17 protein-coding genes are annotated in these 16,663 nt (G+C 52.1%); 7 read left to right on the top strand and 10 right to left on the bottom strand.

What is annotated here, in order from left to right:
• Nucleotides 1–55: 55 nt before the first annotated feature.
• Nucleotides 56–1,168: a GMP synthase (glutamine-hydrolyzing) gene (locus tag AC1HCZ_RS06580; protein ID WP_479462800.1), complete on the bottom strand. Its 1,113-nt coding sequence runs from the start codon at nucleotides 1,166–1,168 to the stop codon at nucleotides 56–58.
• A gap of 101 nt (nucleotides 1,169–1,269) precedes the next feature.
• Here AC1HCZ_RS06580 and cas6 point away from each other — a divergent pair, with 101 nt between their 5' ends.
• Nucleotides 1,270–2,037, top strand: a complete 768-nt coding sequence (cas6, locus tag AC1HCZ_RS06575; RefSeq protein WP_479462743.1) for a CRISPR system precrRNA processing endoribonuclease RAMP protein Cas6 — start codon at nucleotides 1,270–1,272, stop codon at nucleotides 2,035–2,037.
• Here cas6 and AC1HCZ_RS06570 read toward each other — a convergent pair.
• Together AC1HCZ_RS06570 and AC1HCZ_RS06565 are read right to left on the bottom strand one after the other, a co-directional pair.
• A complete protein-coding gene (locus tag AC1HCZ_RS06570; protein ID WP_479462799.1) occupies nucleotides 2,015–3,205 on the bottom strand; it encodes an argininosuccinate synthase in 1,191 nt (396 codons plus the stop codon). The genes cas6 and AC1HCZ_RS06570 overlap by 23 nt on opposite strands.
• Before the next feature lie 81 nt (nucleotides 3,206–3,286).
• Nucleotides 3,287–4,297 (bottom strand): metallophosphoesterase family protein, encoded by a 1,011-nt coding sequence (locus AC1HCZ_RS06565; RefSeq protein WP_479462742.1) that lies wholly within the window; start codon nucleotides 4,295–4,297, stop codon nucleotides 3,287–3,289.
• Between AC1HCZ_RS06565 and speE the strand changes: the two genes are divergently transcribed.
• Nucleotides 4,269–5,195 (top strand): polyamine aminopropyltransferase, encoded by a 927-nt coding sequence (gene speE / locus AC1HCZ_RS06560; RefSeq protein ID WP_479462741.1) that lies wholly within the window; start codon nucleotides 4,269–4,271, stop codon nucleotides 5,193–5,195. The two genes, AC1HCZ_RS06565 and speE, sit on opposite strands and share 29 nt — an antisense overlap.
• Here the strand turns inward: speE and folE are convergent.
• Nucleotides 5,187–5,747: a GTP cyclohydrolase I gene (gene folE, locus AC1HCZ_RS06555; protein ID WP_479462740.1), complete on the bottom strand. Its 561-nt coding sequence runs from the start codon at nucleotides 5,745–5,747 to the stop codon at nucleotides 5,187–5,189. The genes speE and folE overlap by 9 nt on opposite strands.
• 71 nt (nucleotides 5,748–5,818) lie before the next feature.
• Here folE and AC1HCZ_RS06550 point away from each other — a divergent pair, with 71 nt between their 5' ends.
• The 4 genes from AC1HCZ_RS06550 to AC1HCZ_RS06535 are packed head-to-tail and all read left to right on the top strand — an operon-like array spanning nucleotide 5,819 to nucleotide 10,518.
• A complete protein-coding gene (locus AC1HCZ_RS06550) occupies nucleotides 5,819–6,769 on the top strand; it encodes a deoxyhypusine synthase (RefSeq protein WP_479462739.1) in 951 nt (316 codons plus the stop codon).
• 50 nt (nucleotides 6,770–6,819) lie between these two features.
• Nucleotides 6,820–7,989 (top strand): radical SAM protein, encoded by a 1,170-nt coding sequence (locus tag AC1HCZ_RS06545; RefSeq protein WP_479462738.1) that lies wholly within the window; start codon nucleotides 6,820–6,822, stop codon nucleotides 7,987–7,989.
• Nucleotides 7,990–8,015: 26 nt separating this feature from the next.
• Complete coding sequence (locus AC1HCZ_RS06540; RefSeq protein WP_479462737.1) at nucleotides 8,016–8,309, top strand: hypothetical protein; 294 nt, start codon at nucleotides 8,016–8,018, stop codon at nucleotides 8,307–8,309.
• Nucleotides 8,290–10,518 carry a bi-domain-containing oxidoreductase gene (locus tag AC1HCZ_RS06535; RefSeq protein WP_479462736.1) on the top strand — a complete coding sequence of 743 codons (2,229 nt, stop codon included), beginning with the start codon at nucleotides 8,290–8,292 and terminating at the stop codon, nucleotides 10,516–10,518. Before AC1HCZ_RS06540 ends, AC1HCZ_RS06535 begins: the two co-directional genes overlap by 20 nt.
• Here the strand turns inward: AC1HCZ_RS06535 and AC1HCZ_RS06530 are convergent.
• On the bottom strand, nucleotides 10,463–11,668 hold the full coding sequence (locus AC1HCZ_RS06530; protein ID WP_479462735.1) for a hypothetical protein: 1,206 nt from the start codon (nucleotides 11,666–11,668) through the stop codon (nucleotides 10,463–10,465). The genes AC1HCZ_RS06535 and AC1HCZ_RS06530 overlap by 56 nt on opposite strands.
• A gap of 49 nt (nucleotides 11,669–11,717) precedes the next feature.
• Between AC1HCZ_RS06530 and AC1HCZ_RS06525 the strand changes: the two genes are divergently transcribed.
• Nucleotides 11,718–12,668, top strand: a complete 951-nt coding sequence (locus tag AC1HCZ_RS06525) for a glycosyltransferase family protein (protein ID WP_479462734.1) — start codon at nucleotides 11,718–11,720, stop codon at nucleotides 12,666–12,668.
• Here AC1HCZ_RS06525 and AC1HCZ_RS06520 read toward each other — a convergent pair.
• From AC1HCZ_RS06520 to AC1HCZ_RS06500, 5 genes are read right to left on the bottom strand one after another with little or no spacing between them, the layout of a single operon-like run.
• On the bottom strand, nucleotides 12,647–13,654 hold the full coding sequence (locus AC1HCZ_RS06520; RefSeq protein WP_479462733.1) for a glycosyltransferase: 1,008 nt from the start codon (nucleotides 13,652–13,654) through the stop codon (nucleotides 12,647–12,649). The two genes, AC1HCZ_RS06525 and AC1HCZ_RS06520, sit on opposite strands and share 22 nt — an antisense overlap.
• Complete coding sequence (locus AC1HCZ_RS06515) at nucleotides 13,645–13,950, bottom strand: hypothetical protein (RefSeq protein ID WP_479462732.1); 306 nt, start codon at nucleotides 13,948–13,950, stop codon at nucleotides 13,645–13,647. The genes AC1HCZ_RS06520 and AC1HCZ_RS06515 overlap by 10 nt, the downstream gene beginning before the upstream one ends.
• Nucleotides 13,899–14,159 (bottom strand): TIGR04076 family protein, encoded by a 261-nt coding sequence (locus AC1HCZ_RS06510; RefSeq protein WP_479462731.1) that lies wholly within the window; start codon nucleotides 14,157–14,159, stop codon nucleotides 13,899–13,901. Before AC1HCZ_RS06510 ends, AC1HCZ_RS06515 begins: the two co-directional genes overlap by 52 nt.
• Nucleotides 14,156–15,241, bottom strand: coding sequence for a non-hydrolyzing UDP-N-acetylglucosamine 2-epimerase (gene wecB, locus AC1HCZ_RS06505; RefSeq protein WP_479462730.1), 1,086 nt, complete (start codon nucleotides 15,239–15,241; stop codon nucleotides 14,156–14,158). Before wecB ends, AC1HCZ_RS06510 begins: the two co-directional genes overlap by 4 nt.
• Nucleotides 15,238–16,494, bottom strand: coding sequence for a nucleotide sugar dehydrogenase (locus AC1HCZ_RS06500; protein ID WP_479462729.1), 1,257 nt, complete (start codon nucleotides 16,492–16,494; stop codon nucleotides 15,238–15,240). The genes wecB and AC1HCZ_RS06500 overlap by 4 nt, the downstream gene beginning before the upstream one ends.
• Nucleotides 16,495–16,663: the final 169 nt, after the last annotated feature.

The following is a 16,663-nucleotide window of genomic DNA, read 5'->3' as shown; positions in this document are numbered from 1 at the left end:
GATGAGCGGGGTGGTGTGTGGTGAGGCGGTGATCGCAGCTAACGCGAGCGAGCCCTTACTCGTACTCTATGGTCGCCGGAGGCTTGGGCGTTACGTCGTATACTACCCTTTTGATCTTCGGGCTGAGTTGCATTATCTTTTCCGCAATCTTCTCTAACGTGTCTTTATCTAATCTGAGTACGTCCGCCGTCATGAAGTTATCTGTCAGGATCGCTCTAATTGAGACTGTGTATTTTCCTCCTTCGCGTTCGTTGACCTCGGCGACGACGTGCGTTACTTCTTTATCCTTATGAATTATCTCCTTCCAATACTCGAAGACTTCGTTCCAGTCAAAGCTCTTGAGGAGGGCCACCGGGCCGTATGCCCGTATGTCGCCCTTGACTCCGGTAGCCTTCACGCCCTCAAACAAGTAAGCCTCTGGGTTGTCAGAAACCTTAGGTCCGATTCGGTCCTCCCATATGGCTGCGAAGTACTGGCTGGGCTCGAACTTCTCCAGCTCTCTTTCTACTACCTCTGTAACGTCCTTGAGAAGCTTCAGCTTCTCCTCGGTGACGGGGCCCGGTATCCGTACCAACAAGCCCGGGCCCGGGAAGGGTTGGCGGGAGGCTATCTCCTCCGGGAGCCCTAACGCCCTGGCCACGGCCCTTACTTCGTCTTTGTAGAGGTCTACTAGGGGCTCTAACAACTTGAAGCCCCACTTCTCCCTAACGTTTATCCCCAGCTGTTCCAAGACGTTGTGTTGGGTCTTGATCCCCCCGGTGGTTTCTATCCAATCCGGGGCCGTGGTACCTTGTACTAGCCAGCTGGCCCCCCACCTCTTGGCCTCCTCTGAGAGCACTTGATAAAACACCTCTCTGAACGTCTTTCTCTTTTCTTCTGCGTCGCTTAATCCCTCTACCGCTTTGAAGAAGCGCTCTTTGGCGTCAATTATTTCTATAGGCATGACGTCTTTGAGGACTCCTTTGACCCATTCCGGCTCGTTTTTGCGCATGAACCCGGTATCAATGAATATTACCTTTATCTGTTCTGGACCTAGAGCTTTGTAGGCGAGGGCTGCAGCAGTCGTTGAGTCCACGCCCCCGCTGACTGCTGCTAAAACCTTTTCGTTTCCAACGAGTTTCCTTATTTCTTCTGTCTTTTTCTTGATAAAGTCTTTCGCGTTGAACACGAACTTCCCTTCGAAGCTGCTCTGGGAGGGAGCTATGAGCCTTACTGTACCGCTCTTAAGCAAGCGTTACTAGTCGCTAACGCGCGAGCGGGCGGGGAAAGTTGATAGCCAGTGTGGACGTGACCCTACAAGTAACAGAGTTAAAGAAAATTAGGGTCTGGAAAGGCGTGTTCGCGGCGAAGATAGTCTTCGACGCGTTCAAGAGCGTTGACGTAGACCCGGACTTTCCCTTCCACGTGATCCCCCCAGAAAAGCTCAGCACGGAGGTCAAGCCGGGCTCTCAAATTTCCTTCAAGGTGAACTTCTGGGGCGAGGGCGTTAACGCCCCCGCCAAGCTGGCCGAAGGGCTGCTGAATTTAGAATACACAACACCAGTAAAAGTGGACGTAAAAACTGTGGAAGTGGAGCCCCCTCCTAAGGGGATCGAAGAGCCCGTCGCGATATTCTTCCGGGTGACCCACGGTCCCACGCTTTACCGCTTCCACGGAGCGTGGGTCCCCTTGCCTTCAGCCCCCCGCGCAGTGTACTCTTTGTTTAAGAAGATGAGCGAAGTTACTGGCTCGAACTTGAAGGATTTTGCGGACTCTGCTTCTTCCAAACTGGAAGTGGTTGGAGGTCGCCCCCGCTTCTCTATGTTTAAGATACACAAGGGCGACGAGATCCCCGCGTTCTCGGGTAACGTTAGTTACTACGGCATTATGGAGGAAGACTTGGCGCTCAAACTGCTGTGGGCGCTCAAGTACTCTCGATACTTCGGGCTAGGTTCCAACGCCAGCTTGGGTTTCGGAGAGGTTAAAGAAGTTAGGGTGGAGAAGCCTCCGTTCGAAGATCCGATAAAGAGATACCTTACTTCAAGTACCTTCTCCTAAAGCTGATTATGCTGTCCATGAGCCAAGCGTCTATGAATCCTCTGGCCATCTCGTCGCTGGGGAACCACTCGCTTTCGTAACTGCTTATGGCCTTATCGTATATTGCGTTGGGACTCCTCCGCCCTACTACGCGCATGGTGCCTTTGTACAACTTCACCCTGACGTCTCCGTTAACATTCTTACTCAACTCACTTAGCGTACTGTCGAGGGCGATCCTTATGGGGTCAAACCAGAGCCCCTCGTAAACTAGGTCCGCCCAGTAGGAGTCCAGAGCCCTCTTGACTCTGTACTCCCTCTTGTTGAGGACTAACTTCTCTAAATCCTTCTTGGAATTTATTATTGTAAGGGCAGCCGGCGCCTCGTAAACTTCTCTGCTTTTAAGCCCTACTATTCTGTTCTCCATGTGGTCGACACGTCCGTACCCGTGTCCTCCAGCCAACTTGTTAAGAGTATCTACTATCTCAATCAAGTTCATCTTCTTGCCGTCTAAGGCAACTGGGATACCTTCCTCAAATGTAATCGTTAGGTACGTGGGCTCTTCCGGAGCCCTCTCGGGAGCCACGGTCCACTCGAAGGCCTCCTCTGCCGGCTCTTGCCAAGGGTCCTCCAGCTCGCCGCCCTCTATACTCCTAGACCACAAATTCTCGTCGATACTGTATTTCTTTGACTCATCGCTTATCGGAATCCCTTTCTTCTTTGCGAAATCGTACTCCTCCTTTCTATTCATACCCCACATCCTTATTGGAGCTATTATCTTTATGTCGGGAGCCAGCGCCTTGAAAGCTGCTTCGAACCTTACTTGATCGTTACCCTTGCTAGTGGCTCCATGTGCTACCGCATCTGCCCCCTCCTTCCTAGCTATTTCTATCACTTTTTCTCCTATTAGTGGCCTGGCCAGCGCGGTACCTAAGGGGTATACCTCCTCGTACAAAGCGTTCGCTATTATTGCCGGCCTTATATACTTGTTAACGAACTCCTCCTTCGCGTCAATTAGGTAATGCTTCGAAGCGCCGGCCTTATACGCTCTCTCTTCTATCTCTTTAAAGTTTTCCTTCTGGCCGACATCCACGGTTACTGTTATTACTTCAGCCCCGAACCTCTCTTTCAACCAAGCCACGGCCACTGAAGTGTCTAGCCCTCCTGAATAAGCTAGCACAATTTTGGATATACTCCCCTTCACGAGTTGACGCCCTTAACAGATCCTCTAGTATGGATTATATAGTATGCCGAGGATTCTTTTGTAGGCTGCTCAAAGAATTGGTAGCGCAGGGACCACCACGACGTTGAAGCTGTTCCTCTTCAGTAGCAGCGCGGCGGCGTTCGCGTTATAGTATGGGGGCCCGGACCTCGTGAACAACGTGTACACACGGTTGTTGTGGGATACCGCGAACCCGTCTACCGCAGTGTGGCCCCTTACGATGTACTTTGAATCGAGCCTCTCTAGGAACTCTCTAGTCAAGCCCGCCCCCCAGACTGCTCCGGCGCCTCGAGGGTTGCCCCCCACGCAACGCTTGGGAGGGTCGTCCCACGAACAGAGCCTCCCGTCCACCAGCTCGTCCGGGTCGCTCCACAACACCTCTTCCAAGCTCCTCCGGTCAAACCCCTTGACGCACTCCTCGCCCTCACAGCCCTCTAATACCTTCGACACGGGAGGACCCCCGTGAAGGGCCACCACGTCGTCTATCAGAGCCAATACCGGCATGGCGTTGAACAGATCTAGGGCTACCTTGTATATTTCGTTTCCCTTTGTAGGACCGCACCTAGAGGCGAGCACGTCAGGGAAGTCGTGGGGGAAGGGCGGTAACCACTCCGGCGGCTCATGGTTCCCCCTCAACACTACTACTTCTTCGGGCCTCATTGCCTTTAGGGCCAAGACCAATGTTAAGGCTTCGAGCTGGTGCTCGCCTCTGTCTACGTAATCCCCCAAGAAAACCAGCTTGAGTTTGTCTAGAACCTTTTCTATACCTATTTGGTCCCATATCCTGTACAACGTATCTACGTCGCCGTGGACGTCTCCGTGGAAGACCACGCCCCCTACGGAGTCCATGACCTCTTCGTCCCTACCGAAGTACCGCTTTGCCTCTTCGATTAGATTCCGTATTTCATCGCAACTCAACGACCCGACGAAGTTCTTCAGCTCTTCAGGGTCGTGGAGGGGTACCTCTTCTAGCATCTCTATCACCAAAGCCCAGATAACTTCCAGCCTTTCAAAAATGGCCGGGGGAGAGAGGATGTACAGAGTTCCGCTAAAGACGTTCAACTGGTTCTTGGAAGTCCAGTCGCCGTGTTCCATGCACGCGCACGGCCTTGTAGAAACGCTATACGTGGGTAAGAGTAAGTACCAAGAGATAGTCGTCGCAAGGTTGTGCAACGTTGGTAAAGCGTTAATACTGGACGGGAAGATCCAGTCGAGCGAATCGGACGAGTGGATCTATCACGAGTCTTTGGTCCACCCGGTCATGTTAGCTCATCCGAGCCCCTCGGAAGTCCTCATACTGGGGGGCGGAGAGGGGGCCACCTTGAGGGAGGTATTAAAACACAAGGAAGTCAAAAAGGTGACTATGGTGGACTTGGACGAAGAAGTCATAAAGGTGAGCAAGCAGTACCTACCCGAGTGGCACCAAGGGGCGTTCGACGACCCTAGGGTTGAACTAGTCGTAGAGGACGGCCGCAAGTTCTTGGAGAAGAGCCCCGAGAGCACGTACGACGTCGTAATAATAGACCTCGTAGACCCAACGGAAGGAGCCCCGGCGGCTAAGCTCTACACCAAGGAGTTTTACGAGTTAGTGAGGAAGGTCCTCAAAGACGGCGGGATAATGGTTACGCAAGCCACCTCGACCTCATACACCTTGGACGTGTTTACGGTGGTTTATAGAACAGTCAAGGAGGTCTACGAGAAGGCCGGGGGTTATCATTCGTTCGTACAAGCCTTTGACGCCACTTGGGGTTTCGTCTGGGGTTCCAAGGGCCCAGACCCGAGCTCGTTGGAGCCCCACGAGGTCGACCAACTCATAAAGGAAAGGATAGAGGGGGAGCTCAAGTACTATGACGGGATCACGCACCTAGGGATGTTCTCCTTACCCAAGCACGTGAGAAAGGCCATGGCAAAACAAACCGTAGTCAGCACCGACGAAAAGCCTTACCTAGCATTAGTCTAACACCAGCTTTCTCGCCCTTTCCAACAAGTTCGGGTTTGTTTCTAATGTACCTCTAACCGCTTCGGTAATCATTTCTACGTCCGGGTCCTCTACGCCCCTAACAGCTACACAAGAGTGCTTCGCCCTAACCAAAACGTAAACTCCCCTGGCCCCCGCCTTCATTATTTCGTCTGCTATCATGGCAGTGAACCTCTCTTGTAACACTGGTCTCTTGGCCAACCACTTTACTATTCTAGGTATTTTGCTCAGCCCGATGACTTCGTCCCTCTTAGGGTGGTACACGATGGAGGCCCTACCCAATATCGGGAGTAAGTGGTGTTCGCACAAAGAACTGAAGGATACGTTCTTAACTACTATTAAGTCGTGCTCCCCGAGGGGGTACTCGGTCTTAAACGTCTTTACGTCGGGCTTCGGCGACCCTAGACCTTTGAAGAGCTCCTTTAGGGCCCTCACGTACCTCTCAGGGGTCTCGTTCAGACCGGGTCTGTTCGGGTCCTCGCCCATTTCTTCTAAGAACTTCTTGATAGCAACCTCTAAGAAGTTATCTTCCAACACCTAACTCCCCTTCGGGTTGTCCGAGACAGCATAAAAGCTGTAAAACCAAGGGCTCCGAGGGCGGACGCTTGAGCAGAGAAGAATTCATAAAACAACCGATAGAGGACGTGAGAGTAAGCGAGAGTGATACAGTAGCCGATTTAATAGAAAAGTACTGCAAAGTCCACGGCTTTACGGCGGCTGACGTTTGTAATGCGGTCGAAGTTCTGAGCGAAGGACTGAAGAACAGCGACTTGAGGTTCTTATCATTCACTGCAAATTTAGTGGCCACGGGACTTCGGGGGCTGTTGGCACAGATGGTGCGCTCAGGATACTTCGACGTCGTTATTACTACTTGCGGCGCTCTGGACCACGACGTCGCCAGGTCCTTGGGACACAAGTACTACAAAGGTTTCTTTGAGGCCGATGACGTCGTGTTAGCGAAGCTTGAGATACACCGTTTGGGTAACGTCTTTATACCGGTAGAGAACTACGGGCCTCCTGTGGAGAAGTTCGTTAAGGGCGTGCTGAGAGAGCTGGGAAAGACGAGAGTGGCCCCTCACGAACTGATATGGGAAGTTGGAAGGAGGTTGAGAGACGAAAACTCCATATTGAGGGCGGCGTGGGAGCGTAAGGTCCCAATGATAGTTCCGGGCATAACCGACGGGGCCTTCGGGACCTCGATCTTCACTTATTCAGAAGAACTCAAGTTACAAGGAAAGGACTTCTGCATCGACGTGTTAGCCGACGAAAAGTTGTTGTCGGATATGGTCTTCCGTAGCAAGAGGTCTGCGGCCCTCATAATCGGGGGCGGAATAAGCAAACACCACGTAATTTGGTGGAATCAGTTTAAGGGAGGTCTTGACTACGCCGTCTACTTAACTACTGCGCAGGAGTTCGACGGTAGCTTAAGCGGCGCGCGGCCCCGGGAGGCTATAACTTGGGGCAAGCTGAAGCCCGAGGGGAAGAGCGTAGTAGTGTATGGGGACGCTACAGTTCTGTTGCCGATAATTTGGGGCGGCGTTCTGGCCAAGGCGTAAAACTGGCATATTTAAGTGTGCATACACTGAGTACGCTTGGGTTTTACGAGTTGATACCGGTAACCACTATGGTTGTCGGAAGGGGGACCGTCTCTACGAAAATAAAAGGCGTGTACCACCGAAAGAAGCCCTCCCAGTTCACCGATTACTTCCGTCCCCTCGTGTTCTGGAACCTTACGTACCAATGTAACTTGCGCTGTCTTCACTGCTACATAAGGGCTAAGGCGCGCCAAGATCCCAACGAACTCACTACAGAAGAGGCTAAGCGCTTGAGCGAGGAAATGGTTGAAATGAGGATACCACTGGTCATCCTTTCCGGAGGTGAGCCCCTAATCCGGAAAGACTTCTGGGAAATAATAGAACCTATGGCCAAAGCTCCTTTCCCCAAATTATCCTTAAGCACCAATGGAACTCTCATAACAAAGGATGTAGCTAGGATGCTGAAGGATTACAACTTCTCCTATGTAGGTATTTCAATAGATTCGATAGTTCCGGCCTACCACGACAAGTTCAGAGGCGTCCCTGGGGCCTTCAAGGCAACCTTAGAGGGGATAAAGAACAGCATAGAGGCAGGCCTAGACGTGGGGATAAGGACTACCATAACCCGCTACAACGTGAAGGAAGTACCTGACATAGTTAGGTGGAGCGCAGAGAACGGTATAAAGAGGGTGTCATTCTACTTATTGGACACTATCGGGAGGGGCGAAGAGATAAAGGATTGGTTGCCGACCAAGGAACAACTTAAGTGGATGGCGGATACGGTCATCGACTTGGCCCGTGAGTACGCTGACCAACTTGAAATACTTATAGTCAGAGGAAACTTCATGGGAATATACATAGCCAAGAAGTTAGCTAAGGACGAGGAAGAGTTTAAAGAATACCTCAAGATGCTCCAAGCTCAAGGCGACTGTGGGAGGAAGAGCGTCAGCATTTACCCCAACGGAGAGGTCAAGCCTTGTCAATTCATAGACTGGGTCTCGTTAGGCAACGTAAGGGAGAAGAGCCTAAGAGAAATATTAAGGAAGGATAACCCTAGTCTCGAACCGTTCTTAAACATTGGACGCTACCTTAAGGGTAAGTGCGGCAACTGTCCTTACAAAGATGTCTGTGGCGGCGGTAGTAGGGGAAGGGCCTACGCGATGTTCGGAGACCCGTGGGCCGAGGACCCCTTGTGTTTCGTAGAACCCGAAACTCTCACAAAAGAGTTTTTGACTGTTTGACGTCCCCGAGAAGGGCGTCGTAGGTTATGGACAAATCCAATACGTTTACACTAATTATATTGATCGTGGTTGTAGCTTATCTAATCTTAATGGCCCTTACGTGGCTCACGCCGCCCGAGACTTTCTTGACTTTATTGAGGGTTTACTTAACGGTGGTTAACTCAACAATAGCCGTTCTGATATTATGGGCGGTCGTTACGGTTAGCAAGAGGCCCAGGCCGGTGCCCCTTCCCGAGCTCGAGAAGAAGTTCGAAGAAGAGCTTGAGCGGTTGATGAAAGAGTGGAAGAAGGTGGAGGGCAATGAAAGCGGTAGTAATTAAGGGGTCTAAGGTAGTCGTGGAGGAAGTTCCTCCTCCCCGCGTAGGGGACAATTCGGTCCTAGTGGCGACGGCCTACTCGGCCATAAGCGCCGGCACCGAGCTGGCCTCCTTGAGGGCCAAGAGAGCCAAGGACGGTTGGTTTCTCGACAAGCTTCCCTTGCCAAAGCCGGTGAGGATGGTCTTGGAGAACCCCTACTACGCACGTTTGGCTTTACAAAAGATGCGTGAGGGGGGCTTGAAGGAGCTGCTTAAGTACTATCAAAAGGCAAAGGAGATAGCCGTAAAGGGGAGGTTCAGTGGCTACAGCGCCAGCGGCTACGTGATAGGAAAGGGGAGCGGAGTTATGGACATCAACAAGGGAGACGCAGTTGCTATAGCCGGAGTCGGCTTTGCGAGCCACGCGGAACTGAACGCGACTCCGAGGAGACTCGCGGTGAGGCTTCCAGAAGGCTTGAACTTGAAAGAAGCCTCGACCGTAGCCCTCGGGTCCATAGCGCTTCAGGGCGTCAGGAGGGCCGAGCTCCACCAAGGGGATACAGTGGCTATAATCGGTCTAGGCCTTATAGGTAACTTAGCGGCTCAGATAGCCAAGTCCTACAACTTAAAAGTCGTAGGGTTTGATATAAACGACAAGAGGGTGGAGCTGGCAAAGTCCAAGGGCGTCCGGGCGTTCAACAGCACCTCGGTGAACCCCGTAGAGAAGGTACTAGAACTAACAGAAGGCTTCGGGGCGGACGCCGTGATCATTGCGGCCTCCTCGGACAAGCCGGGATTGATAGACTTAGCCTTGGACATGTTGAGACACAGGGGTAAGGTCGTAGTGTTGGGAGCCTTCCCGATGCAGTTCGATCGGACACGGATGTACTTGAAGGACGCGGAGATCAAGATATCCGTGTCCTACGGCCCCGGTAGGTACGACCCAGTTTACGAGCTGGGCGGGGTAGACTACCCTATAGGCTATGTCCGTTGGACTGAGGAGAGGAACATGAAAGAGTACTTGAGGTTGTTGGCCGAGGGTTACGTTGATCTGGAGGGGGTCATAGGAGCCGTGTACCCGATCGACGACGCCCCGAGAGCCTATCAAGATCTCCTAGATGGTAAGGTCAACGGCTTGACTGCCTTGATCTCCTATGACTACGAGAAGTACCTAAAGGAGAGCAGAATAACGTCCCTCATCGAATTAACCGAAGGCGCTTCCGTGGCGGTCGTGAGGAAGACGTCTAAGCCTACAGCGTCGTTCATAGGGTTTGGGAGCTTTGCGTCTAACGTCCTATACCCAATAGTCAAGGAAGTTTTCGAGCTAAACGGAGTCGCCGTGACTGACCCCCTCAAGGCAAAGGAACTGCTCAAGAAGGGCTTCAAGTTCTCTACGACGAATTATAAAGACGTCTTGGAGAGGGAAGAAAACCTAATAATCATTGCTACCCGTCACAGCCAGCACTACCCAATACTCAAGGACGCTCTATTGAACTCCAAAGCCTCTGTGATATACGTTGAGAAGCCTCCGGTGTTGACCCTTGATCAGTTGGAAGAGGTAAACGAGCTCGTGAAAGAGAGCGGGAAAGAAGTAGTGGTTGGCTTTAACAGGAGGTGTTCTCCGGTAACGCAGTTGCTCAAGGAAATCGTTGGCGACAAGGCCGCTTCGCTCACCTATCGAGTGGCCGCCGGGAAGTTGCCCAAGGACCACTGGGTCTATTCGCCCGAGGAGGGCGGGAGGTACCTGGGCGAGGGCTGTCACTTCGTAGACTACTCCTTGGCCATCTTTGAAGACAGACAAGTGCTTAAGGGGTCTGCAATCTTTGTCCCGCCCGACAACGCAAGCTTGTACGACACTGACGTGTGGTCAGCCTCTATAGCTTTCGAGCGGGGTCTCTCGAGCATAGTTTACACTTCTTTAAACTCAAAGGACGTCGAAAAAGAGTTAATTGAAGTTTTCGTCGGCGGCGAAGTCGGCGTTAGGGTGTACGACTTCAAGCGCGTCGAGCTTTATGGAGAGTCCGCTCGGTGGGCGAAGAGGTGCGAGGAACTCTGCTCTCGCTACTCGCCGACGGTCGAGGGCAATCGCATAACTCTGAGCGAGCCGGCGAAGGGGTGGAGGGAGGAGGTAGAAATGCTCAAGGAGTTGTTGACCTCTGGGAAGGCAGGTTGTCTCGCTACCTGGAACAAGGCGTACCGGAGCATGAAGGTCCTCTTCTCTTTCTACTACTGAGCCCTCTCGCCCCAAAGGGCAAAAGCCCCAGGAGGCTGCCGGAGGGCAGCCCTACCTCTATTCTCTTAGTGCTCGTTGAGGAGCTCAAAGTTACGGTCTCGCGGATTGTTTTGACGGAGGTGACCGTGATTATGGATTGAACCGTGCCTTTGGGGTCCTTCACGACCTTCTTCTGTGGCCACTTCTCAGTAGAAACGAGCTCGAAACTCAAGGAGGGCAGCCCCAGCAGCGTCCTCAAAGCAGAGAGCGCTTCGGCTTTCCGAGGCCACGCTCCGTCATTCGTTATTATGTAAGACTCCAACAACCACTCTGCTACCTTCCTCGCGTAATTGGACTTAAGGTGACCAAAGACGGCACAAGTCAACGAGGCGTCGATCAATAGGGAGGTCGACTGCGCGTCCAAGTTAACCGGAGTCAAGTTGGTGTACGAGTAATATATTTTCTTAAAGTAGGTCTGGTTGAGGATTTCGCAAATATCAGCTCTAAGTTTTTCGCTATAGCCCATGGCGAGCAAAGACAGCCAAGCGACGACGTAATCTTTGCGGAGGCGGGCATTTATTTCTCCTCTTAGATACCTTTCCAAATACGTCCAGAAGTCGGGGTCTAGCACGGAGTTTAACTTCTCAAAGTCTAAGTTTTTGTCAACAACCTCGCTCTTCTTAGCTATTGTCAGCGCTAAGAGGGTGGACATTAGGTCGTACGGTATCTTGCCGAAATAGTTCTGATAATAGAGGGGAAGACTTATTTTTAAACCTTTAGGACCGAAGTTTTTGTTTATTATGTTCTCTACGGCGATTACAAAGTCGTTACTTCTGTTGGAACTAAGCAGCGCCAGCGCGTTGAATAAGGGCCACCACGTGTATATCTTGTTGTGGGGGTCCAGAAGTTCCCAGAGGTCATACTCGTTCAAGTAGACGTCCTTCACGAAGACCTCTGCTGCATCTAATGCCAAGGGGTTTTCTGGGCTGAGGTAGTAAGCTGCGAGCGCGTCGCTGCGGTAGTAATTAGCATTACAATCAAAAAATCCTCCGCATGGTTGTTGAGCCTTGATGAAGTAGTCCACAATGCTTCGGTAACCGAGCTTTATGGTTTCGTTAGTCAAGGCGAAAGCGAGGGCTACGGAAGCGAGCAAAGCTAACACATGCCTCATGTAACTTACCCGTAAAAGACCCAAGCTGGGTATAGCCGGGGTCGCCGCGTTGAGAATTACGCTTCTCTACTCCGCCGGTTCGCGGGACTCCCCTCCGGCCCTGAGGATGAAGTACTTGAAGGACGCCCTAATAGAAGAGGGATTTGAAGTAAAGGAGATGAATTTACCGAAGAGTAGGCTAACATACTTGAGTCCCCAAAAGATAATTGACGACGTCGTGCTCTATAGCACCCCTCCCGCCTACGTCGCACTCGCCGCCGGGGGCGTTCGGCTGGTAGGCGACTTGAGGGACCCTTGGGACGTCTATGCTGAAGAGGGGGGCCCCTTGAAGAGGTTGACGACGCTCCCAGTGGTTGCTTTGTACCTACGAAAGCTGAGGCGAAGCCGCTTGTTGGTCGCCACCACTCAGAGCATAGCAGAACACTATGAGAGGCTTACGGGCAAGAGGGTTTTGGTCGTGGAGAACGGGACGGATCCGGAGCTCCTCAAGTGCGAGGGCGGCGAGAGACGCCTTGGGGCCGTGCTCTTCGCGGATTTTTCCAACCCTTACTTGCCCCTAAGGCCGTTCTTAAGCGTTGCTAGGGAGGTGGGCTTGAAGCTCACCGCGGTGGGCCCCGGCTCAGAGAAGTATGGCGGAATCGGGAGGGTGTCGTACGAGCGTTTGAAGGAGGTGGGGTGCAAACGCTCGATAGGCATAATACCAAGGCCTTGGAGGGGGAGGACCTATGAGATGACGATACCTCTCAAGACCTACGATTACATGGCTCTGGGGCTCTGCATTTTCGCCTACGGCCCGCCGAGGGGAGAGCTGAAGCGGTTGGTGGAGGAGGAGGGCATAGGCGTTTACGCGGGCTCTCCGGACGAGCTTGGAGAGAAGTTGAAGGAGTGTTTGGAGGTCTGCTCGGAGGCGGGGGCGAGGGCCCGGAGGCTTGCGGAGGAGAAGTACAACCGGAGGCTTCTCAGCCGTCGCTACGCGAGCTACTTGGCCTCTTCGCTGTAAAGCTCCCTCCAGAAACGAGTTATCGGGCCCTCTCCTAACTCATAGTCGCATTCCGGCCCAGCCTTTAGAACCTCTATCATTGCTTCCCCCAAACTGACGGGGTCCCCGCTCTTTACGAACCTTATACAGTCCCACCCACTCTTCAAGTTCGCCTCTATAGTTTCCCGTATGCTTGGTAGATCCGAAACCACCAAGGGTTTCCTTGAGCCCAGAGCGTCCACTACCTTTGTGGGGGAGCCGAAAAACGGCACGGGGGTGCTGTCCTTGTGTGGAGACACTATTGCCTTACATTGGGAGTAGGCCTTTACGAGCTCCTTAACTCCGTTCGCAGTCACGCTCTTCAACCCGCTGACGTTACTTTTACCTATTAACAATACATGATCTTTGAGGCCGTACAACTTTACGGCCCTTAAGAACACGTCTAAGCCTTGGTAGCTGTAGTAATATGAGGAAGGGAAGCACAAGTACTTGCCTTTTCCAACCCTCTCTCCCATGCCGGGTAGAGGCTGGTTAGGAACGACCTTCGGCTCGACCATCGTTTCCCTTTTCAATAATTTGGCCGCGATAGAACTAACCGTAATCACTCTTTTAGACCTCATTATCATCATCCTAACCAATATGTCCCTAATAATTGAGGCTAGGAATTTAAGCATACCTTTGTTGCCCGTAGCCCCCTCGGCCGCGAGCCACATAGGCATAGAATTAACCTCTATTACGTCAATGTTCTTTATGTTCTTAAAGTACTTAAAGTCGCTCCTTATATCCGAGGGACGTAAGTACACCAGCCCCCTTACCTCGTCGGTCTCTTCGACCTCGACGTCGAAACCCAAAAACTTCAAGTCCTCTTTTACGTACTTGGATATCCCCGTGCGAGGGAAGATCCTTACCGCGAACCCCGCTCTGTAAGCACTCAAGACGTTGTTTAACAAATGCACATAAGCTCCACCGAACGGCTTAGGAACGTTGTAGGCGAGAGTTACTTCCAAATTCTCACCCAATATACCAGCATTATGAGAAGGCCGTAGAAGAGGTTTACGTCAGCTAGGGCGAACGACAACAGAGAGCAAGGGAGAGCAGTAATTAGGAATGCCAAGAGCCGCCCAAAGTTCCCCTCAAAGGGTCCGAGCAGCATTATGCGGGAGTAAAAATACCACGCCGCTAAGAAGCCCAGGACCGCTTCTAAGTAAGGGGGCAGCAAGCTGATCACAAAAAGTACGGATGTCTCCAGTATCACAGCCTTTCCAACTTCACCGTAACGCTCCCTCTCCTCGGGTCTGGGCACCTCAACAACCCGTCCTCGAACCCCATCTCCTCGGGGTTTATCCCTTTTAACATAGCGTACACCACGTGTAAGGCGGAGGCCAGCAAGTGCAAGCAAACGGGCTTTGTGAATCGAACTAGCTTGAAGTCCTCGAAACATATTTCATCTCCGACCTCGTAGCCTGCGGCACATTCGCCCTCAACGTTCACGACGCGCATACACACCTTCACGACGCGACCCTCTCTAAGACATCCACTATCCTCTTACCAGCTTTGCCGTCCCCGAAGGGCGAGGTTTCTGGAAGGGGAGCGCTCTCGCTGAGCGCCCTCTCCAGAGTGGCCAGCACTACGACCGGGTTTGTCCCCACCACGTAAGCGAACCCGCTCTTTATGGCCTCCGGCCTCTCGGTGGACGTCCTCAGAACTATTATTCGTTTACGAATCTTAGGGTGAGTTACTTCCTCTTGCAGCCCTCCGGAGTCCGACAAGACTATTTTGGCGTTCTTTAATAAGCCTATGAACTCTAAGTAACCTAGGGGGTCTGTGATCACCAAGTGGGATATGCTCCTTACCCTTTCCCACAAGCCGAACTCGAGTAACCTCTTCTTAGTTCTTGGGTGAACGGGATATACCAGAGGTATGGGAGACCTCTCGAGTATCCTAACGAAATCCTTTAACGTTTGAGGGTTATCCACGTTTTCGGCTCTGTGAAACGTGACTATACCGAACTCGTCGAACGGAATATTTTCCAACAAGCTCTTTGACTTCCTCTCTACCAAATCCATATACTTATCCAACGCGTCAATTACAGTGTTACCGGTTACGTAAATTTCGCCGTAGACCACTTCCTCTTCCAAGTTTTTCTTGGCGTCTTCGGTAGGAGCGAAGAGGTATTTGGATACGTGGTCTATCATCCTCCTGTTGTGTTCTTCTGGCATTCTCCAGTCGTAGCTCCTGAGCCCAGCCTCGACGTGGGCCACCTCCGCTCCTACTTTCAGCGCTGCTATAGCGGCGGCGACCATACTGTTTGTGTCTCCTTGGACAGCCACAACCTTGGGCTTTTTCTTTTGCGATATTTTGTCGAGATGGATTATCATTTCGCCTATTTGTTCGCCGGGCGTAGAACCCTTTAGCTCGAAGCTGTAGTGGGGCTCAGGCAGTCCCAACTCCTCTATGAATATTTTTGACATTTCGTAGTCGTAGTGCTGGCCCGTATGGACGAATGTGTATTCGATCCCTCTCTCTTCCAACTCCAAGACGATGGGGGCCATCTTTATTATTTCTGGCCGCGTGCCGACGACTACAGTTATCAAGTGCCCACTCCCAGCGCCTTGTAAACGAAACCAAATTTCAACACTTCTTCCTTAGGTACTACGTTCCTGCCGTCCAGTATCTTCTTTTCCTTGACTACCTTTGCTATCTCGCCCCAGTCCACCTCCTTGTAGTCTGGATGGTCAGTGACCACGGCTATCAAACTGGCGCCTTTGACTGCACTCAAGAGGTCGTTAGTAAATGGTATAGGTGCCTCCTTAACGTAGGGGTCGTGAACGACGACCTCGTAGTCATCTTTGAGGATTTCATATATCTTCAGAGTAGGGCTTTCTCGGATATCGTCGACCCCACCTTTGTAGGCTAGCCCCAGCAGCGCCACCTTCTCCCCTGGTTTTGTCATATTTTTGACGAGTTCTGCGAAGTGATATGGCATACTCTCGTTTATTTTCCTTGCTGTGATTATCAGGTTTTTTGAAATTTCTTCCATAGATTCTGCCAACATATATGGATCTTTCGTCAAGCACGGCCCTCCCACGCCAGGTCCGGGTAGGTGTATGTTTACTCTGGGATGAGTGTTCGCCAGCCTTATCACTTCCCACACGTCCGCTCCAAGCTTCTCGGCCAACAGGGCGAGGGCGTTTGCAAAAGCTATGTTGAGGTCCCGAAAGGTGTTTTCGGCAAGCTTGCTAATTTCTGCATTTATCGCCGTAGTGATTATTACGCCTCCCTCGGTCAGTTTAGAGTAGATGGCCGCCGCTCTCTTGGAGTCTTCTTCCGTCAAACCTCCCACAAGTTTGGGTACCTTGAAGAGCTCATCCATGGCTCTTCCGGGCGCTAGCCTCTCGGGGGCGTGGGCCAAGTAGAAGTCGCCGTGTTCTAGGCCACTCGCCTCTTCCAAGACCCTCTTCGCCAGCCCTTGGGTGGTACCCGGAGGGATGGTCGACTCTATCACTACCAGGTAGCCTTCCTTCATCCTCTTACCGATTTCCTTAAGTGCAGACTCCAAGTAGTTTAGGTCTGCCCTCCCCTCCTTCACGGGCGTAGGGACTGCTATTATTGCAGCTTCGGTTTCTTGTATAACGTCGTAGTTAGTTGTAGCCTTCAACAGTCCTTTCGAGACCACGTCTTTTAACAATTCCGGCAGCTTGGGCTCCTCTATTGGGGCTATGCCTTTGTTTATCTTTTCTACCTTTTTCTCATCGATGTCTATCCCTACTACTTTGAATCCTCTAGCGGCGAGCGCTGTCGCTAGGGGCAAGCCTACGTAGCCCAAACCTACGACTGCTAACTTCAAGCCTCGGGGTCCCCGCTAGAGGGTAGAAGGGGGAGGTAAAGTTGTAGGAGCCCGTGCTGCTGTGTGGCGGGCCCGCCGGGATTTGAACCCGGGACTTCCGCGGCGGGAAACGGGCCAAGCCCCGCCTCTACGGGTTAAGAGCCCGCCGCTCTACCAGGCTGAGCTACGG

The sequence above is a fragment of the Ignicoccus sp. genome (assembly GCF_056435145.1).
This window is presented reverse-complemented; position numbering and strand designations above follow the sequence as displayed.